The sequence below is a fragment of the Nocardioides pinisoli genome (assembly GCF_024199985.1).
Taxonomy (GTDB): Bacteria; Actinomycetota; Actinomycetes; order Propionibacteriales; family Nocardioidaceae; genus Nocardioides; species Nocardioides pinisoli.
The window spans coordinates 252,885-270,514 of record NZ_JANARS010000005.1; the positions used below are offsets into that span (position 1 = coordinate 252,885).

The window sequence follows — 17,630 nt, forward strand, 5'->3', positions numbered from 1 at the left end:
TCAGTCCTTCCTCACCAGTAGGGCGACGGGGTGGACGGCGAGCAGCTCGGCGAGCCGGCCGTCGGTGTCGAGACCGGTGAGCACGTCGTGCCACCGCCCCTCGGGCAGGTCGAGCGCGGTGTCGCCCCAGCCGTCGGCCGCGAGCCCGACCGGGAGCCGGGTGGCGACGGTGATCGCACCGCCGCGGTCGAAGGCGACCACGTGGCCCGCTGCCGCGCCGGTGGCGTGCACCGGGGCGTACGCCGTGAACAGCTCGGGTCGCTCGCGGCGCAGGGTCAGCGCCGTGCAGGTGACGTGCAGCTTGGTCGCGGCGTCGTCCTCGGCGGTGCCGGCGAGGACCGCGGCACGGTGGTCGAAGTCGACCGGGCGGCGGTTGTCGGGGTCGACCAGGGAGGTCTCCCACAGCTCGCTGCCCTGGTAGACGTCGGGCACGCCCGGCATCGTGATCGCGAGCAGCTTGGCCGCGAGCGAGTTGGCCTGGGCCGGCTCGTCGATGCGGGTCGCGAGGTCGAGCAGCACGGCGCGCACGTCGCCTGCGTCGAAGACGGCGTCGACGGCGGCGTGCACCTGCGACTCGTAGTCCTCGTCGGGCTCGGTCCACGTCGTCCGGTCGCCGGCCTCGCGCATCGCCTTCTCGGCGTAGCCGTGCAGGCGCTCACGCAGGTCGGGGAGGTGGTCGGGCGTCCACGCGCCGAGCACGGCCTGCCAGAGCAGCGAGCCGAAGGCCGGGTCGGGCACCGGCGCGAGCCGGAGCAGCTCGTCGAGCGCCCGCTCCCAGTGGCCCGGCTCCTCGGCCAGCACGGTGATGCGGGCGCGGACGTCCTCGCCGCGCTTGGTGTCGTGGGTGGAGAGGGTGACCATCGCGTCGGGCCAGTCGCGCTGGCGCGCGGCCATGGCCTCGTGCCACTCGTCGACGCTGATCGCGAAGATCGACGGGTCGCCGCCGACCTCGTTGAGGGAGGTCAGGCGCGACCAGCGGTAGAACGAGCAGTCCTCGACACCCTTGGCCATGACCATGCCCGAGGTCTGCTGGAAGCGTCGGGCCGGCTGGCTCCACTCGTCGTGCAGCAGCGGCTCGAGGACGTCGTACGTCGTCGCGAGGTCGGGGCGCGTCTCCCGCGCCCGGGCGAACGCCTGGTCGAGGTGGTCGCGGCCCTCGGGCAGGTAGGAGCGGTAGACCGGGAAGCAGGCGAGGAGCTCGCCGATCGCGTCGGCGACGGCGTCCTCGTCGGTGCCCTCCTCCGCCCCGTCCTGCTTGGTGTGCAGGACGCGCTCGACCTCGCGGGTGATGCGCCGGACCTCGGAGTGCAGGATGCCGTCGGCGACGGCCCGCTTGTTGTCGTGGACCATCTGCTCCCAGTCCACGGGCGCTCCGCGGAGCCGGTCCTCCAGCGCGGTCAGCGGCGCCTCGCCGGCCGGGTCGGTGAGCACCCGGTCGATGAGGGCGAGCGCGTCGTAGCCGGTGGTGCCGTCGGTCGCCCAGTCGGTGGGCAGGAGCTCGCCGGGCTCGAGGATCTTCTCGACCAGCACGTAGGCGCCGCCGGTGAGGGCGGCGAGGTCGTCGAGGTAGCGCTTGGGGTCGCGCAGGCCGTCGGGGTGGTCCACGCGCAGGCCGTCGACCAGGCCCTCGTCGAACCACCGCTTGACCTCGACGTGCGTCTCGGCGAAGACCTCCGGGTCCTCGACGCGCACCGCGGCGAGGGTGTTGACGGCGAAGAAGCGCCGGTAGTTGAGGTCCTCGTCGGCCGCGCGCCAGTTGACCAGCTCGTAGTGCTGCTCCTCCAGCGTCGAGGTGCCGGGGGCCAGCGGGAAGCGCTGGTCGTGGTAGCGCACCTCGCCCTCCCCGTTCTTCGACCGGGCGATGCGGATCGCGCCCTCGTCGTCGTCGCCGATGACCGGGATGACGATGCGACCGTCGCCGGCCGCCCAGTCGACGTCGAAGGCCGCCGCGTGCTCGGACTCGCGCCCGAGCTTGAGGACGTCCCACCACCACGGGTCCTCCGACGGCGTGGCGACACCGACGTGGTTGGGCACGATGTCGACCAGCACGCCCATTCCGAGGCGGCGTGCCTCGGCCGACAGCGCGGCCAGGCCGTCCTCGCCGCCCCGCTCGGGGTCGACGTGGTCGAAGGCGACGACGTCGTAGCCGTGGGTGCTGCCGGGCTCCGAGGCCAGCAGCGGCGACAGGTAGACCCAGTCCACGCCGAGGTCGTGCAGGTAGGGCAGCACCTGCGCGGCGTCGTACAACGTGAAGTCGGGGCTGACCTGCAGCCGGTAGGTGCTGTGGGGCGTACGTCGCTGGGCAGCGTCGGCTCGGTGTGCGTCGGTCACGTGACGTCCGTACCCGAGCGCGCCGCGAGCGATGCAGCCACGGAGTGGTCCGGGCTGACCTCGGGCTCAGTGTGCTCCCGGAGCACGACGAGGCTGTGCGTGCCGAGGTCGAACGTCCCCCCGGCCTCGAAGGTCGGGCCGGCGTCGGCGTCGCCGCCGGTGTCGATCACGACGTCCCACGCGGCGGCGTACTCCTCCGGCGGCAGCGTCACCTGCGCCGGGCCGTCGGCGTTGAAGTAGAGGAGGAAGTGGTCGTCGGTGATCGTGGCGCCGCGGGCGTCCTTGCCGGCGATGCCGTTGCCGTTGAGGTACATCCCGATCGCCTTGCCGCCCTCCCAGTCGCCGTCCTCCATCGGCTCGCCGTCGAGGTCGAGCCAGACGATGTCGTTGAGGCGCTCGCCGTCACCGGTGCGCACGGTGTTGCCGGTGAAGAAGCGCTTGCGGTGGAAGGTCGGGTGGTCGGCGCGCAGCTTGGCCACGGCCGCGGTGAACTCGATGAGCGGCTTGTCGGCCTCGTCCCAGTGCACCCAGCTGATCTCGCTGTCCTGGGCGTAGGTGTTGTTGTTGCCGTCCTGGGTGCGGCTCAGCTCGTCGCCGTGCAGCAGCATCGGCACGCCCTGGCTGAGCAGGAGCGTCGCGATGAAGTTGCGCTGCTCGCGGGCCCGCGCCTCGAGGATCTCGGGGTCGTCGGTCGGTCCCTCGACGCCGTGGTTCCACGAGCGGTTGTGGCTCTCGCCGTCGTTGTTGTCCTCGCCGTTGGCCTCGTTGTGCTTCTCGTTGTAGGACACGAGGTCGCGCAGCGTGAAGCCGTCGTGGGCGGTGACGAAGTTGATGCTGGCGAACGGCCGGCGCCCGGAGTGCTCGTAGAGGTCGGAGGAGCCGGACAGCCGCGAGGCGAACTCGCCCAGCGACGGCTCACCACGCCAGAAGTCGCGCACGGTGTCGCGGTAGGCGCCGTTCCACTCGGTCCACTGCGGGGGGAAGCCGCCGACCTGGTAGCCGCCGGGGCCGATGTCCCACGGCTCGGCGATCAGCTTGACCTGGCTGACGACCGGGTCCTGCTGCACCATCTCGAAGAAGGTGGACAGCTTGTCGACGTCGTAGAACTCGCGGGCGAGGGTGGCGGCGAGGTCGAAGCGGAAGCCGTCGACGTGCATCTCGGTAACCCAGTAGCGCAGCGAGTCCATGATCAGCTGCACCGAGTGCGGGTGGCGCACGTTGAGGGTGTTGCCGGTGCCGGTGTAGTCCATGTAGTAGCGCTGGTCGTCCTCGACGAGGCGGTAGTAGGCCGCGTTGTCGATGCCCTTGAAGCTCAGCGTCGGGCCGAGGTGGTTGCCCTCGGCGGTGTGGTTGTAAACCACGTCGAGGATGACCTCGATGCCGGCGGCGTGCATGGCCTTGACCATCGCCTTGAACTCCTGGACCTGCTGGCCCTGCTGGCTCGACGCGTAGTCGGCGTGCGGGGCGAGGAAGGCCAGGGTGTTGTAGCCCCAGTAGTTGCGCAGGCCCTGGTCGAGCAGCGTCGAGTCCTGCACGAACTGGTGCACCGGCATCAGCTCGATGGCGGTGACGCCGAGCTTCTTGAGGTGCCCGGTCACCGACGGGTGCGCCAGGCCGGCGTAGGTGCCGCGCTGCTCCTCCGGCACGTCGGGGTGCAGCTGGGTCAGACCCTTGACGTGCGCCTCGTAGATGAAGGACTCGTTGTAGGGGATCGAGAGGCGGCGGTCGCCCTCCCAGTCGAAGAACGGGTTGATGACCACGCCGTGCGTCATGTGCGCGGCGGAGTCGTCGTCGTTGCGGGAGTCCTCGTCGCCGAAGTTGTAGGCGAAGAGCGACTGGTCCCAGTCGATCTCGCCGGCGGTCGCCTTGGCGTAGGGGTCGAGCAGCAGCTTGTTGGGGTTGCAGCGCAGGCCCTGCGTCGGGTCCCACGGGCCGTGGACGCGGTAGCCGTAGCGCTGGCCGGGCTGCACGGTCGGGATGTAGCAGTGCCAGACGTAGGCGTCGACCTCGGTGACCTCGACCTTGGTCTCGGTGAACGAGCCGGGGTTCTCCGGGTCGGGGTCGAACAGGCACAGCTCGACGCGCTCGGCGACCTCGCTGAAGAGGGCGAAGTTCGTGCCGGTGCCGTCGAAGGTGGCACCCAGGGGGTAGGCGGTGCCGGGCCAGGTCTCGGTCATGCGAAGAAACTACCGGCGAGGGGCGGGTAGCCGTTCTTCCTGACCATCCAGCGGGGTGGGGGTCGTGACGACCGTCACCGCCTCGCCTCAGCCACTCGGCAGCACCGTCACGGCCGCCGTGCTGCTGGCCCCGACCGTCGGGTCGCTCGGCGAGCCGGGGATCCTGAGCGGCAGGTCGAGCGGCGCGCTCAGCCGGACCGTGACCGAGCGCCCGACCGGGTCGACACGTACGCCGACGTCGATCCCGGGGTATCTCGCGCCGGCGTCGGCGCGGGCTAGGTAGTCGCGCACCGCGGCCTCGACCGCGGCCTCCTGCTGGGTGAGGCGCTCGCCGTCGAGGCCCTGCTCGTAGATGCCGGCCGCGCCGAGGTCCGCCCCGTAGAGGGCGGCGCCGTCGGCGAGGTTGTCGAGGCCCTGGCGCTGGAGGTAGGCGGCCGACGCGTCGACGACCACGACGATCGCCATGAGCAGGATGCTCGCGAAGCCGATGATCAGCAGGGTGACCTGCCCCTGCTCGTCACGGCGCCTCACCGCTCGGCCCCGTCGTCGGACGCGTCCTCGGACCCGCTCTCGACGTACTGCCCGAACGGCACCGTGTGTGTCGCGTCGAGCGAGAAGACCGCGCTGCCCTTGCCGAGGATCGCCGGGAAGAACGGCAGCTCCACCCCGGAGTCGACGCGGACCGTGATGACCGACGTGCCGACGTGGCAGTTGCCCGCAGGGGCGTCGCACGTGACCGTCACGCGGGCGCGCTGCCCGGGGACGCCCTGGTCGGCGAGGACCTGGCGTACGACGGCGTCGGCGCGGGCCGCACCGGTCGCGTCGTCGGGCGCCAGGGCGTAGGCGCGTCCGGCGGCGCGGGCGGCCGCGCTGGTGGCGAACGCCCCCTGCTGCACCTCGAAGACCGAGATCACGATCCAGACGAGCGGGACCAGCAGGATGATCGCGAGCCAGCTGAACTCGACGAGGGCCGACCCCTGCTCGTCGCGGGGGCGGATCGTGCGCCGCCGGCTCACGGCGGCGCCACCTCGGCGACGGCGTGGCCCGACACCCGCACCGGCACCCCGGCACCGCCGAGCCCGAGCAGCCCGACGTCGGCCGTGACGACGGCCTCGTAGCCCGGTGCGCCGCCGACCAGCGTCGGGCGCACGCTCACCGAGCGCACGAAGTCCTGCGAGAGGGCACCGCTGACGAGCTCCTGCACCTTCGCCCGGCCGGCCGGCGCCGACGAGCCGGCGACCGCGGCGTGACGGGCGCCCTCGGCCGCGGCGGAGGCGAGCGTGTTGCGCACGTGGAGGACCAGCGCGAGCTGGAGGATGCCGATGACCAGCGGCAGGAGGACGAGCAGCACGAGGACGAAGTCGACGACCGCTGCCCCGCGCTCGCTGGTGCGGGCGCGGCGAGCCACGTCGGGCCTAGCCGCTGACCATCGCGAAGGCCCGCGCCAGCAGCGCGCGCAGCTCGTCGCTGACGAACGGGGTCAGAGCAGCGACCACGATGGCGGTCATCAGCGTGACCATCACCCAGCCGGGCACGTCCCCGCGCTCGTCGCGCGGACGCGCGGCGAGGTGGAGGAGGAGTCCCGAGACGGACGGATGCATGGTGTGTCCTTTCGTTGGAGGCGTCAGGGGGGTCAAGGAGTGGTGAGCCGCAGGCCCAGCACCCCGGGGTAGAAGGCGAACAGGATCGTCACCGGCAGCACGAAGAACACGACGGGCGCCATCATCGCGATCTCCTTGCGGGCAGCGGTCTCGATGAGCAGGCGTCGGCCGGCCTCCCGTACGTCGGCGGCCTGGGCGTGGAGCACGTCGGCCAGCGGGGTGCCGCGTTCCATGGCAACGGTGATGCCGGTGGCGAACCGGGCCACGATCGGCAGCCCGGTCGACCGGGCGAGCGACTCGAAGGCAGTGCCGACCGGCTCGCCCGTGCGGATCCGGGCGAGCACCTGCGCGAGGTCGTCGGAGAGCGCGCCGTTGCTGCGGCGTACGACCCGGTCGAGCGCCGACACCGGGCTCTCGCCCGCCGCGACCGACAGCGCCAGCAGCTCGGCGACGGTGGGGAACTCGACGAGGACCTGCCGCTCGCGGTCCTTCACCTGGGTGCTGAGCCGGTTGTCGCGCAGGAACACGCCGCAGACGAAGCCGAGCAGGCAGAAGACCACGCCGGACCCGACGCTCCCCACACCGGCCAGCGCGCGCAGCAGCACGACGGCGGCGGCCGCGGCGAAGCCGACGAGCCCCCAGACGACCTGCTCGATCCGGAAGTCCTGGACGGTGCGGTCGAGACCGGCACGCTGCAGCCGGCGCCGGACCGACGCGCTGCCGCCGAGCACCCGCTCGACCAGGTCGGCGGCCTGGCGCAGCAGCGGGCCGAAGATACCCGCGGCGGCCGAGGTGGGGGCGGAGATCGGACGCAGGACGGCGCCCTCGTCGAGGCGGGGCACGTCGCGCAGGTAGGGCAGGACGCGGACCGACAGCTGCGGTCGGCGCAGCACAGCGATCCGCAGGCCGACGAGGAACAGGCCCGCGCCGGCCACGCCGCCGAGCAGGGCGCCCCACACGGTGGTGCTCACGACAGGATCCGCTTCTCGGTCGGCAGTCGGCCGATCCGCATCATCGCCACGTAGGCCAGCACGCACACCCCGAACCCGATGCCGAGCACGAGCACGCCGCCGGGCGAGGCGTACTGGCGGATCGCGGTGGTCTGGAACGACATCAGCAGCAGGACGATCCACGGCGCCGAGACGGCCAGGCGCGCGCCGTTGACCGTCCAGGCCTGCCGTGACTCGAGCTCGGAGCGCGTGCGCGCGTCGTCGCGCAGGAAGCCGGACAGGTTGCGCAGCAGGCGGCCCAGGTCACCGCCGCCGACCTCGCGCGCCAACCGCAGCCCCTCGATCACCCGGTCGCCGACCGGGTCGGCCAGGCGGCCCTTGAGCCGGTCGAGGCACTCCCCGAACCGGCCGGTGACCTGGTAGTCGAGGGCGAACTGGGCGAAGTCGGCGCGCAGCGCCTCGGGGCCGTTGGTGCCCAGGGCGGCGACGGCGTCGGGGAGGGAGAGGCCGGCCCGCACCGCGCTCGCGAGGTTGTCGACCGCCTCGGGCCAGACCTCGGCGAAGTCGCGCAGCCGCCGGGCGGCGCGCTGGCGGAGGACGGCGATCGGGAGGTAGGCCGCCATCGCGGCGAACGCGACGGCCACCGGGACGGTCCGCGACACGGCCTGGACCAGCGCGAAGGCGACGGCGAAGAGCACGGCGCACAGCGACAGCACGCTCGCGGGCGTGACGTCGGACAGGCCGGCACGGCCGAGGAGCCGACCGAGCGCCGTCGAGGTCGGCGCCGTCGACCTCGGCTGACGCGGCAGCGCGAAGGCGGACCAGATCAGCAGCAGCCCGACGCCCACCCCGAGGCCGACGAGCGCGCCCATCAGCGACCGACCTCCTCGGGCGCGAGCACCTGGTGGACGTCGATGCCGACCCGCTCGTAACGCTCGATGCGGGCAGGCACTCCCCCCGTGCGCCGCAGCTCGCCACCGTGCCGCACGAAGATGGGCTCGACCTCGATGACGTCGGCCTCCACCCGCCCCGGCACGGACACGATCTCGTTGACACGTCGTACGCCATCGGCGCCGAGGCCCAGGTGCACCACGAGGTCCACGCTGGTGGCCACCGTCGGCACCACGAAGCGCGCGGAGATGTTGTCGCCCGCGAGCAGCGGCAGGGTGCACATCTTCACCAGTGCCTCCCGCGCGCTGTTGGCGTGGAGGGTGCACATGCCGGGGAGACCGGAGTTGAGGGCGAGCAGCAGGTCGAGGCACTCAGCGGCGCGGACCTCACCGACGATGATGCGGCTCGGCCGCATCCGCAGCGCCTCCTTGACGAGGTCGCGCAGGACGATCTCGCCGGTCTGCTCGAGCCCCGCCTGCCGGGTCTGCATGGCGACCCAGTCGGGGTGCGAGAAGCGCAGCACAAACAACGCAAAGATGCAGACTAAGGAGCGCCCCAATGCAGACCCCCGAAACCGTGGCCCCCAGCGGCCCCACCATCACCGTTCGCGGTCACGAGTATCTCGTGGCCGAGGCTCGGTCCCTCGCGCTCGAGCTCCGAGTCGCGGCAGACTGCGTCGAGCTTGCCGACGCCGGCGCGCTGGACGTGCTCCGCGCGGCCGCGGATGTTGCAGGCACCAACCTCGTCGACCTAGCCAAGGCCGCTCATGTTGGGAGCGATCCGGACTGCTGGACGAAGCACGACGCGCGACGTGTGGCCGTAGCGCTGGGCCAACGGCTCTTCTGAACGGTTACCGCAGCCCGCCTTCGACCCGCCGGTCGGAAGCGGGCTGTGCGTTCTCGACCCTTCGCTTCCGACTCATTGATGTCAGTCCGGCAGCGCGTTGTGGATGGCGCTGCAGTGCGGGCATTTCGGCATGTCCTTGTGGTCTTGGCGTGGAACGAAGAACGAGCCGCACAGGGCCTTCACGCCCTCGCCCTCGACCATGCTCTCGACGAGCCTGCCGCGGTGGGCGAAGTGCGCCGTATCGCCGGGGTCGAACACACCTGGGGCCGCGCCTCTACCCATCGCGTCGTGGGCCGCATCGGCCTCTGCACCTTCGAGTACGAGCGAATGAGTCGGCATGCCGGCCACGGGCAAGGAGCGCCAGGCCTGCTCTCGACCATCGATCGCGCTCAGGACGACGAGCTCGGACCACTGCACTAGGGGGAAGTGGGCATAGTCGAGGCACTCGACACTCACGACCACGTCGACGACCGTGACATCGTCGATGCTCTCTGTCGAGATGGCTAGGGTCACCCGGGCGATGGCCAGATCCTCGATCGTCGGGTGGAGGATCTCGAAGCTCGACTCGCCGAGCTCTGCACCCCACAACTCCAGGGCGATACCTCTTGCATCCGCCTGGATCGTGTAGGACCAGGCGTCCAGCCGCACGGCCCTCATCTCACGATCGAGCTGTTCCCGGTCTTCATCGGTCGGAAGGAACGCCGACGCCCCCTTGGCGGCGACCGTCGCCATGAACTCCTTGTAGAAGTCCGTGGCTTCACCCTCCCGGCGATACCCAGCCGCGCACAGCCATGCCTGTCCGGTGTCGGGGTCCTCCCAGACCGCACCTCGCCAGCGCGCGCCGATCTTCACCTTCCACCAGACCGGATCTGAGAGTCCGGAGATGCTCTCGCGTGCCGTCTCTGCGTCACCGCTCGAGGCAGGGAAGTCAGCAGCTGCCTTCCTGATGATGGGGTGCGCGAACTCCGGCAAGGGCTTCTCGGGACGGCCCTGCACTGCAGCAGCGTGGTCGGAAGCGTCTTCCCAGTCGTTGGGCAGGTCATCCTTAAGGCACCGCATGGTGGGCCGTCCGTCCGAGTTCACTCGGTGAATGTTAATCACCGCTCGGACGGACGGCCGACGAGACGCGCCTAGACGTGCAGCGAGTCCAAGGCGGCCTGACGTGCGTCACCGGACCGGGCGAGGCGCTCAGCTAGATCCTTGCTCGCGGCGTCTCGCTCGTTCAGAAGTGCCTTCACGTCGCCGAGCTTCAAGCGGCGGTCACGGCCAACCTGAACCCACGGGATGTCACCGGCATCCATCACCTTGTAGAGATGAACGCGCGAGATGCCCAAGAGCTTCGCCGCCTGCGCCGGGCTCACGAGGTCGGCCTCCTGGCCAACAATCACGTCGCTGCCGTGCCGGACTGCGGCTGCGACAGATGCCAGGAAGAACGCGAGCTCCGAGTCAGGGTGCATCGCCTTGACGGTGTCCTCAAGGCGGCTCAGATCATCGTTGCGTACGGTCGATGCGTCGAGAGTCTTCATGACGGTTCCTTTGAGAGTGGCGGGCCGTCGCTCCGGCCCGCGATTAAAACACCTGCGACATCTCTGTCACAGATGTCATGACAGTAACGTCCGACGCGCCAAATATCCAAAGTATTGATGATGTGCAGTCCCGCACATCTTGACTCTCTCTATACCGGCCCCGGCTGAGATCTTGCCGGTCTCGTCAGGGCACGCTCCGCCGCTGAGTGGCATCCTTCGCCCTCATCATCAGCTCGAGCTGGTCGAGTCGGTACCAGCGGCGCCTGTCATGCATGGTCGACGGCACGCGCCCTCGGCGGGCGCGCGCGCCGAGCGCCACCACGGAGCACCCCAACAGTGCGGCGGCCGCCGGAGTCAGCAGCCACTCGTGATGCCGGTCCGGCGGCCGCGGGCTCGCCGGCGCCGATCGACTGCGCTCGCGCTCGACCGCCCGATGCGCTCGGGCCTGCGCGAGTTCGAGGACCGCAGCGCGTGCCAGCGAAGGCCGCGCTGTCCGTGGCGTCAGGTCGCCGCGTCGCACCAGCTTGGGAATCAGGCTGACGTGCACGCCAAGGAGTTTGGCTGCCTCCCGCTGCGTCACCCAGTCCGCCATGCAGGGAGGCTAACGGCAGTGCCACCCCGGCGAAGTGCTGTGAACGTTAGGTTTCAACCATGGATCTTGACTGGGACTGGCAACTCTTCCTCGAGTACCTCGACGTGCTCGCGTGGCCGCTCGTCGTGGTGTTCATGGTCGTCATCTTCCGGGGCCGCCTCCACGAGCTCATGGGTCGCATCACCCAGGCCGAAGGGGCGGGGTTCAAGGCGCAGTTCACAGAAGCTCGCGCGAAGGCCGAGGTGCTCGAGTCCGCCCAAGACTCGGCTGTTGTTGGCGAACTACGCGGCGAGCTACCCGCCATCACGGGCACCCTCGAAGGCACCTCAGAAGGACCGCCGGAGGCGCCGACCTCGGTTGCGACGAAGCGCCTGGGCACAACTCGTATGAAGGCTTTCGACTTCGGGGACCTCGTTGATGGGTTCCACCTGCTGGAGGCCTATGACGAGGTGGTGCTGGACCTCTCGCACATGAGGAGCGACATCTCTCGATCGGGCGCACAGATGTGGGGCCTCGGCGTGGAGATGGGATCGCGCGCTGGAATCAGCATGACCCAGGACGACGATCGCAAGTTGATGACCCTGAGCCACGCCAACCCATCTATGACCTCTTGAGCGATAGAGGTGGCCGGGGAGCGCGCGAACATCGCGATCCCCGGCCGCTCTCCCGGCGGCCTCATGCGGCCCCAGACCCATCGGCCACCGCCGAGAGAGGTCTAGCTACGCCGCCGAGGCGACGTCGAGCATCCGGAACGCGTTGGTGACCAGCACGTCCGAGCCGGTCCTGAACCAGAGGAACGCGCCCCTCTGGCCGGTCGGGCGGCCATTGGCGCCGAACAGGTGCGGGACCAGCTCGAGGGTGGTGCCGATCCGGTCGACGATGACGAACTGCTTCCAGTCGCCGTACGCCAGGATCATGTTCGACGTCGCACCCGAGGTGGTGACGGTCGAGTCCATGTTCGAGCACTCGTACAGCGGCCGGTTGAGCAACCGGCCGTCGTCGACGGAGGCGAACACACGCGAGCCAGCCGCCGACTCGAACTGGCCGATCGTGTTGATGATCGGCAGCGACGCAACCCACGCGGCGTTGGCCTGGAACCGAGCGGGGAGCTGGTTCTGCAGGTTGTACACGTCGCCCCTGGCGAACGTGTCGTCCGCGGCCGCGTTGACCTCCGAGCTGGTGCCCGTCAGGGCCGTCACGAAGCCCTTGGGCTGGCCGGTGCCGGATCCGGTGGTGAACGCCGTCGCCTGCAGCTGGTCGGCTGCGTCGCGCAGGACCACGGACAGCTCCTCGGTGAAGCGGGCCGCGTCCATGCCGACCTCGAAGGAGTAGGGCACGAACACGTCACCGAAGTGCACCGGGATCGGCTGGTCGTCGATCGTCGGGGAGCCGTCGGCGGCCTGGGCGGCCTCGGCCTTCCACTCGGCGGTCGCACCGGCAGACGTGATGCCCGTCCAGCTCTCGGTCGCGGTCTGCACGACGCGGGCGACCTGGCGCAGAGGGTTGATGCTCCCTGCGTTGGTGAGGTTGATCGCGGGGTCGAGGGTCAGCGGCACCATGTAGCCGCCGTTGGCGTCAGTGAGGCTCATGGCGCGGAACTCGGACTGCACCTCCTCGACGCGCTGGTAGGCCGCGCGCTCCCGCTCGTCCCACATCATGTGGCCGCGCACCGGGTCCGCGCAGACCTTCGCGAACGCCGTCAGATACGCCGGCGAACCCGTCGCGACCGCCCACTTCGCAGCGAGCGACCGCTCGTGCTGGCGGCCGTGGTCGACCAGGTGCTGCGCCTTCTCCGCGGCGTGGTCGGCCAGCAGCCCCGAGCGGACCGCGGCGTCGATCGTGCGGGACGCCTCGTCACGGCCGCGCGAGGTACGGACGTCGTCGTCACCATGCGAGCCGGGCTCGACGCGGCCGCTGTCAGCGGCCGCGAGGACCTCGTCGTAGCCGTTCGCGCGAGCGATGCACTGCGACTCGAACTTCAGCTCGTCGAAGCGCTCCTCCTGCGAGCGCGTCATCTTGTCGTGGCCGAGGAGCCGCTCCAGCTCGTCGGCGATCGCGCGAACGCGCTCGTTGCGCTCGTTCACGCTGAGGCGGCGGGCCGCCTCCAGAGAGTCGATCTTGATGGTCATCGGGGGTCCTCCTGTGGGACGCGTCGAAACAGGGACGTGGGGTGAAGCCCGCTATCCGTGTCGAGGCGAGTCCCGCTGGACCGCGACGTCCCCACCGATGGGGCAGTCGTTCTCGACGGCTGCGAAGCCGTGCCGGCCACCCAGCTGGGCCAGACCGACACCACGATTGTGGCAGAGCCTTCGGACATCACAGCGCATCTCGCACCGTGTGCAGGACGAGCCCGTCGCCGTACACGTCGACGCTCTCGGCCGCGCCGCCGTCCGCAGCCGACCGAGCGCGCCAGTACGGGCACGTTGGGTCGTGAGCCACGGAGACGACGCGCAGCGGCGCACCCGTGACGCTGCTCCGGCCAGCCGTCTCGGTAGCCTCCGGTACGCAGTCCGCGCACGGTGCCTTGTCGAGCTCAGTGGTCATCGTGGGTTCCTCTCGGTAGGAGCTGTTCACTCGTTCGCCGGCGTTTCCGCCGCCGAAAAAAAGGGGCGACTGCTGGGGTCTTCCGGGTGTCGTCGTTCTCGACGGCACCCCCTCCCCCGGTGGTGTCGTCGACGCGCTGGGCGTCGAGGTCGTCGAGCTCGGCGAGGTGCTGGCGGTAGGCGTCGCGTGCCCGGATGACGCCAGCGGTGTACCTAGCCAGGGCCGCGGCGCGGTGCGGGTCGCCTGTGGCTGAGGCAGGGGGAGAAGAGAGAAGGGTTGAGCGTGAAGCGTCCGGGTGGGAGCAGGACGCTTGGGGCGAAGTGTCCGGGTGGGGCCCTGACGCTTTGGCCGAACCGTCCGGGTGGGGGCAGGTCACTTCGACCTCCGCCTGTGGACGGGACACGCAGCTTTCGGCTCACCGATCGGGCCCTTGTCGACGGCGTGGAACGGCACGACCAGACACATCGAGGTGCTGCCCTCGGCGAGCCAGCCGAACTCAACTGCCATCTGGATGTGCTCGTGGAGCCGGCGCCGGTCGAGTGGTTGGCCGGGGAGCCCGAGGGTTGCGGCCACGTCGCCACGCTTGAAGGTGGCGTGGCCGTTGTTGCCGTGCGAGCCGTAGGCGAGGGCCGCGACGCGTAGCCACTTCGGCAGGCGAGGGTCTCCCGAGCGGCGATGCCACTCCTCCTGCGAGTGGCGGGCGTGGTCACCGACGATGGGGTTGTCCACTCGGGTCACCACAGGCCGGGCTCCTGCTCGGGCGGAGCGGGCTCCGGCTCGTCGCCGGCGGCCGCGGCGACGTCGACGGACTGGGCCGCAGCGATCGTCACGGCATAGCCGCGTGACTCGGCCAGAGCGATGAGGTCGCGGGCGGTGTGCTGCTGGGCGACCCAGCGACGCGATCTCGTGTTGAAGACCGGCGGGCGGCCGCGGAGCTCGAGGTAGAGCGACCTGCTGCCCCAGCCGGCGAACTCTGCCCATCCGTCGCCGATGACGACCTCGAGGGACCGGGCCATCTCAGAAGAGCTCCATGCCGTCGCGCAGAGCCGCGACCCAATGGCGAACGGCGTGAGCCGTGCCCTGGACGTCGATGTCGTGGTGGCGGGCGCGGGCTCGCAGGACGTCGACGCCGGCCGGATCGGGCCTGATGGCGCCAACGACGAGGACCACGCGGGCGCCGTGGGGTGCGTGCTCGATCGCGGCACAACGGCCCTTGATTCGTTCCTGGTCGACGTCGCGCAGGTCGATAACCACGGTCCCGCTGATCACGAGCCACCACCTGCAGTCGGGCGCAGCAGATGAGTGAGGCGTGCGCGCTGCTCGTCAGTGAGGGGCGGCGCCTCGTCGACGGTGCGCTGGATGTAGGCCGCGAGCTTTTCGGCCGCGTAGTCGCGGCGAGCGTCGAGGACGTCGGCCGCGTTGCCGGCCTTGACGGCGCGCGCGACTGCTGCGCGCTTCAGGACGACGGGATCCTGAGTGGACATCGGAGGGGACCTCCGGGCACGGGTACTCCCTCGCCCGGTGGGGCGAGATTTCCTCCGTGTAGGCCCGGCGGCCCGCTCGCGTGCGGCTACTTGCTAGCTGTCCGCCCCTGAGCTGTTGGGACTGACATTAAACCCAACCGCTACAGAGCTTCGGTGACAACTCGCCGACCACCTGGACCGGCTTCGTCTTTCATCCGCTCAAGGATCGGCACCAGCTTGTCGTGCCGCAGTGGAACGTTATGGCCCTTCCTGCAGCGCAGCACGGTGGAGGTGTTGAAGCCTCCCGGCTCGACCCCGGGACCTTCGAACCATGGCTCGCCGTCGTCGCCCTCGAACGTGTAGAGACCGATCGTGCCGAGGCGCCGGTTCTCACTGCTGCCGCACGCTCGGCAGGTCACGCGGATCCCGACGTACTGCTCGGATGGCGGCCGGGTCACGGTGTCCTCCACCCGATCCGAACGGTCTCGGGGTCGAAGTCACGGCGCCCGGACTCGGGCTTCAGCAGGGTGACGGTCATCAGCGCGTCGACAACCTGCCGGCGTTGCGCGATGTCGAGCCCCGACCAGGCCTCAACGACGTCCTGGGCGGCCACCAGCGGCCCCAGGGCGTCCGTGTGGACGGCCGCCGCGATCTCGGCCTCCGTCGCCTCCAGCTCCGCCTTGAGGCGGGCGCTTGACTTCCTGACGGCGGCCAGGGTCAGGATGCCCTCCTCAAGGCCGGTGGCGAGGTCGTCGAGGCGCTCACGAATACCGGAGGCGCGGCTCTGGAGGCCGCGCAGCTCGTCTGTGTCGCTGCTGCGGAGAAGGTCGGCCGCGTCGGGACGGGAGAGCCGCTCGACGACCACAGCCTCGACGAACTCGTCCACCGGCTCGGCCTTGCGGCTGATGCACTTGTTGGCTCGGCAGACGTAGACGCGTCTCCCGTGGCGGGTGTGCCCGGTCATGACGTCGCTCCCGCACTTCCAGCACAGGGCGATGCTGGGCAGCAGGTACTTCCGAGCCGTCGTGAGGGTCGTACGACGCTCGGGGACCGACAGGATCGCCCGGACCGTCTCGTGGGTGCCCGCTTCGACCAGGGCTGGCCACACGGCGGGGCCGACGACCTCGCCGCGGTAGGTCCGCAGGCCGGCATAGCGCGGGTTCTGCAGCATGCGGCGCACCGTGGTGTGGTCCCACGCGTTCCCGGCCGTGGTCAGAGCACCGGCGTCGTTCCAGCGCTTGGCAATGCTCTTCAATGAGGCGCCGTGCATGACGTCGGCGTACGCCTGGCGCACGTGTCGGGCCTCGGCTTCGTTGACCGTGACGCCGTCGCTGGCGTACCCGAACGGTCGACGGCCGCCTGCGGGGCGTCCCTGCTCGGCGGCCTGCTGCTGGGCGCGCTTCTGGCGGGCGCCCTTGCGCTCGACCTCGCCGCGCGCGACGGAGGCGAGGATCCGGCCGACGAGCCGACCAGCGTCGGTGGACAGGTCGACGTCACCCGTCACAGTCGCGATGCGGAGGCCGGTGCGCTGGGCGAGGTCGATCAGCCCCTCGAGCTCGGTGAGGCGGCGCGTGAGCCGGTCGACGTGCCAGGCGACCACAACGTCTGCTCCCCCGGACTCGACCGCCTCGAGCATGCGCCCGTACTCCGGGCGCGGCTTGCGGGAGGAGGCCGACACGTCGTTGTCGACGAAGACGCGCGCGACGTCCCAGCCGCGCTCGGCGCACAGCTTCAGGCAGTCCTCGCGCTGGCGCTCCACCGCGGCGCCAGAGCCCGTGCGGTCCAGGCTTTGGCGGAGGTAGACGAAGGCCCTTTGTGGGGTGTTGACAGTCCCGGCCATGTCTGTACTCTAGCAATGTTCGATAGCTCGAAGACCTCCTCCGCGCTCACCACCCGCTCGCCACCGGGCACCGCCGCGGCGAGGCAGTTGAGCATCGTGGTCTTGCCCGCCTGCGTCCCGCCCGCGACGAGGACGTTGAGGCCGGCGCGCACCGACGCCTCGAGGAACCGTGCCGCCTGGGGCGTCAGGCTTCCCAGCGACACCAGGTCGGAGAGCCGGTGGGCACGGAGCAGGAACTTGCGGATGTTGACCGCGGTGAAGCCACGCGTGATGCCCTCGAGGACGACGTGGAGACGGTGCCCCTCGGGCAGCATCGCGTCGACGAAGGGGGTGGAGATGTCGAGCCGGCGCCCGCTGGACTTGAGCATCCGCTCCACGAGCTCGTTGACGTGCGCAGCGTCGAGGCGCAGGTTGGTCAGCTCGTGACGGCCGCGGCGGGCGATGAACACCCGGCTGGGGTCGTTGATCCAGATCTCCTCGACCTCCGGGTCGTCGAGGAACGGCTGCAGCGGCCCGAACCCCGACACCCGCGCGACCAGCTCGCCGACCATGGCGCTGTCGTCGGCCACCGGCGCCACCGCGCCGGTCAGGCTCAGGTCGTCGTGGTCTCGGACCACGTCCTCGGCGATGCGTCGCACGAGCGATGCCTCGCGCTGCGGGTCGACGCCCTCGCGCCGCACCCGCTCGCGGACCTGGAGGTCGAGCCGCTCGACCAGGTCGTCGACGTGCGGTCGCGTGATGCGATCAACAGCCATCGTCCAGCACCTGCTTCCCCGAGAACGTGCACCGTCACGCTACCCACGCCCGGCGCCGGCAAACAGTGGTCTGGACCGACCTGTGGATGAAGGTGGCGGATGCGGGACGTTCGG

Annotated in this window: 23 protein-coding genes; 2 read left to right on the forward strand and 21 right to left on the reverse strand. The window is 70.5% G+C overall.

Annotated features, from left to right (window positions below):
- From treY to NCI01_RS13060, 9 genes are all read right to left on the reverse strand, one after another.
- Positions 1 to 2,331 carry a malto-oligosyltrehalose synthase gene (treY, locus tag NCI01_RS13020; protein ID WP_254181911.1) on the reverse strand — a complete coding sequence of 777 codons (2,331 nt, stop codon included), beginning with the start codon at positions 2,329 to 2,331 and terminating at the stop codon, positions 1 to 3.
- Positions 2,328 to 4,508: a glycogen debranching protein GlgX gene (glgX, locus tag NCI01_RS13025; protein ID WP_254181912.1), complete on the reverse strand. Its 2,181-nt coding sequence runs from the start codon at positions 4,506 to 4,508 to the stop codon at positions 2,328 to 2,330. The genes treY and glgX overlap by 4 nt, the downstream gene beginning before the upstream one ends.
- Positions 4,509 to 4,595: 87 nt before the next feature.
- Positions 4,596 to 5,039, reverse strand: a complete 444-nt coding sequence (locus NCI01_RS13030) for a Tad domain-containing protein (protein WP_254181913.1) — start codon at positions 5,037 to 5,039, stop codon at positions 4,596 to 4,598.
- Positions 5,036 to 5,524, reverse strand: coding sequence for a hypothetical protein (locus NCI01_RS13035; RefSeq protein ID WP_254181914.1), 489 nt, complete (start codon positions 5,522 to 5,524; stop codon positions 5,036 to 5,038). Before NCI01_RS13035 ends, NCI01_RS13030 begins: the two co-directional genes overlap by 4 nt.
- On the reverse strand, positions 5,521 to 5,916 hold the full coding sequence (locus NCI01_RS13040) for a TadE/TadG family type IV pilus assembly protein (RefSeq protein ID WP_254181915.1): 396 nt from the start codon (positions 5,914 to 5,916) through the stop codon (positions 5,521 to 5,523). The genes NCI01_RS13035 and NCI01_RS13040 overlap by 4 nt, the downstream gene beginning before the upstream one ends.
- Before the next feature lie 7 nt (positions 5,917 to 5,923).
- Complete coding sequence (locus NCI01_RS13045) at positions 5,924 to 6,109, reverse strand: hypothetical protein (RefSeq protein ID WP_254181916.1); 186 nt, start codon at positions 6,107 to 6,109, stop codon at positions 5,924 to 5,926.
- A 32-nt stretch (positions 6,110 to 6,141) separates the two neighbouring features.
- A complete protein-coding gene (locus NCI01_RS13050) occupies positions 6,142 to 7,080 on the reverse strand; it encodes a type II secretion system F family protein (protein WP_254181917.1) in 939 nt (312 codons plus the stop codon).
- Complete coding sequence (locus NCI01_RS13055; protein ID WP_254181918.1) at positions 7,077 to 7,931, reverse strand: type II secretion system F family protein; 855 nt, start codon at positions 7,929 to 7,931, stop codon at positions 7,077 to 7,079. Before NCI01_RS13055 ends, NCI01_RS13050 begins: the two co-directional genes overlap by 4 nt.
- Entirely contained in the window at positions 7,931 to 8,473 is a 543-nt protein-coding gene (locus NCI01_RS13060) for an ATPase, T2SS/T4P/T4SS family (RefSeq protein WP_254181919.1), read from the reverse strand. The genes NCI01_RS13055 and NCI01_RS13060 overlap by 1 nt, the downstream gene beginning before the upstream one ends.
- A gap of 35 nt (positions 8,474 to 8,508) precedes the next feature.
- On the opposite strand from NCI01_RS13060, the gene NCI01_RS13065 reads away from it, so the two are divergent.
- The gene (locus NCI01_RS13065; RefSeq protein ID WP_254181920.1) at positions 8,509 to 8,796 is read left to right on the forward strand and encodes a hypothetical protein; all 288 of its coding nucleotides are present in this window, start codon (positions 8,509 to 8,511) and stop codon (positions 8,794 to 8,796) included.
- Between the two features lie 81 nt (positions 8,797 to 8,877).
- On the opposite strand, the gene NCI01_RS22765 is transcribed toward NCI01_RS13065, so the two are convergent.
- The 3 genes from NCI01_RS22765 to NCI01_RS13080 all read right to left on the reverse strand — a co-directional run bounded on the left by NCI01_RS22765 (position 8,878) and on the right by NCI01_RS13080 (position 10,914).
- Positions 8,878 to 9,879: a DUF3039 domain-containing protein gene (locus NCI01_RS22765; protein WP_254181921.1), complete on the reverse strand. Its 1,002-nt coding sequence runs from the start codon at positions 9,877 to 9,879 to the stop codon at positions 8,878 to 8,880.
- Positions 9,880 to 9,926: 47 nt separating this feature from the next.
- Positions 9,927 to 10,322: a helix-turn-helix domain-containing protein gene (locus tag NCI01_RS13075; protein WP_254181922.1), complete on the reverse strand. Its 396-nt coding sequence runs from the start codon at positions 10,320 to 10,322 to the stop codon at positions 9,927 to 9,929.
- Between the two features lie 184 nt (positions 10,323 to 10,506).
- Positions 10,507 to 10,914: a hypothetical protein gene (locus NCI01_RS13080; RefSeq protein ID WP_254181923.1), complete on the reverse strand. Its 408-nt coding sequence runs from the start codon at positions 10,912 to 10,914 to the stop codon at positions 10,507 to 10,509.
- Between the two features lie 59 nt (positions 10,915 to 10,973).
- On the opposite strand from NCI01_RS13080, the gene NCI01_RS13085 reads away from it, so the two are divergent.
- Positions 10,974 to 11,528 carry a hypothetical protein gene (locus NCI01_RS13085; RefSeq protein ID WP_254181924.1) on the forward strand — a complete coding sequence of 185 codons (555 nt, stop codon included), beginning with the start codon at positions 10,974 to 10,976 and terminating at the stop codon, positions 11,526 to 11,528.
- A 105-nt stretch (positions 11,529 to 11,633) separates the two neighbouring features.
- On the opposite strand, the gene NCI01_RS13090 is transcribed toward NCI01_RS13085, so the two are convergent.
- From NCI01_RS13090 to NCI01_RS13130, 9 genes are all read right to left on the reverse strand, one after another.
- A complete protein-coding gene (locus NCI01_RS13090) occupies positions 11,634 to 13,043 on the reverse strand; it encodes a phage major capsid protein (RefSeq protein WP_254181925.1) in 1,410 nt (469 codons plus the stop codon).
- 187 nt (positions 13,044 to 13,230) lie between these two features.
- On the reverse strand, positions 13,231 to 13,458 hold the full coding sequence (locus NCI01_RS13095; protein WP_254181926.1) for a hypothetical protein: 228 nt from the start codon (positions 13,456 to 13,458) through the stop codon (positions 13,231 to 13,233).
- Between the two features lie 372 nt (positions 13,459 to 13,830).
- On the reverse strand, positions 13,831 to 14,196 hold the full coding sequence (locus NCI01_RS13100; protein ID WP_254181927.1) for a hypothetical protein: 366 nt from the start codon (positions 14,194 to 14,196) through the stop codon (positions 13,831 to 13,833).
- Positions 14,193 to 14,474, reverse strand: a complete 282-nt coding sequence (locus tag NCI01_RS13105; protein ID WP_254181928.1) for a hypothetical protein — start codon at positions 14,472 to 14,474, stop codon at positions 14,193 to 14,195. Before NCI01_RS13105 ends, NCI01_RS13100 begins: the two co-directional genes overlap by 4 nt.
- Position 14,475: 1 nt before the next feature.
- A complete protein-coding gene (locus tag NCI01_RS13110; protein WP_254181929.1) occupies positions 14,476 to 14,727 on the reverse strand; it encodes a hypothetical protein in 252 nt (83 codons plus the stop codon).
- On the reverse strand, positions 14,724 to 14,942 hold the full coding sequence (locus NCI01_RS13115) for a hypothetical protein (RefSeq protein ID WP_254181930.1): 219 nt from the start codon (positions 14,940 to 14,942) through the stop codon (positions 14,724 to 14,726). Before NCI01_RS13115 ends, NCI01_RS13110 begins: the two co-directional genes overlap by 4 nt.
- A gap of 140 nt (positions 14,943 to 15,082) precedes the next feature.
- A complete protein-coding gene (locus tag NCI01_RS13120; RefSeq protein ID WP_254181931.1) occupies positions 15,083 to 15,391 on the reverse strand; it encodes a hypothetical protein in 309 nt (102 codons plus the stop codon).
- The gene (locus tag NCI01_RS13125; RefSeq protein ID WP_254181932.1) at positions 15,376 to 16,761 is read right to left on the reverse strand and encodes a recombinase family protein; all 1,386 of its coding nucleotides are present in this window, start codon (positions 16,759 to 16,761) and stop codon (positions 15,376 to 15,378) included. Before NCI01_RS13125 ends, NCI01_RS13120 begins: the two co-directional genes overlap by 16 nt.
- Positions 16,653 to 17,516, reverse strand: coding sequence for a TadA family conjugal transfer-associated ATPase (locus NCI01_RS13130; protein WP_254181933.1), 864 nt, complete (start codon positions 17,514 to 17,516; stop codon positions 16,653 to 16,655). The genes NCI01_RS13125 and NCI01_RS13130 overlap by 109 nt, the downstream gene beginning before the upstream one ends.
- Positions 17,517 to 17,630: the final 114 nt, after the last annotated feature.